Raw genomic sequence first — 407 nt, 5'->3', positions numbered from 1 at the left:
AAGGTAGTTTTGCAATCAGGGTAACGGTTGCAGGCATGAAAAGCCCCATTCTTCCCTTTTCTTTTGAGTAATAGCCCTTCATTACAACTCGGACAGGTGATCCCATCCTTAATGGTAATAGACACCCCTTCGGTTTTGACTTGGCTCACGCGCTCATAGATATACGTATCTACCTTTTTAACGAACTCAGCGACGCTGTATTGGCCTTTGCCGATCTTATCCAAGTCACCCTCCCAAATCGCAGAAATGTCCGGCATGATGATTTCTGACGGCAATAAGGCACAGAACTCTTGTCCATATTCCGTCGTTTTATAGACAGGGTTCTTGTAGCCTTTTACCTTCTGCATAGTGATAAGGTGTTTGAGGCTGCCTAGTTTCTCAATGTGACCACTTCGCGTTGCTTCTGT

General features: G+C 45.2%; 1 protein-coding gene. It reads right to left on the bottom strand.

The features are described from left to right. Positions 1-407, bottom strand: a 407-nt coding sequence (locus tag Q1A70_RS20480) for a topoisomerase DNA-binding C4 zinc finger domain-containing protein (RefSeq protein ID WP_299697681.1), incomplete at both ends; no start/stop codon positions are given.

This window comes from uncultured Vibrio sp. (assembly GCF_947488985.1).
Taxonomy (GTDB): Bacteria; Pseudomonadota; Gammaproteobacteria; order Enterobacterales; family Vibrionaceae; genus Vibrio.
Note: the sequence above shows the minus strand (reverse complement) of the source record. Positions and strands in the feature narration are given on the sequence as shown.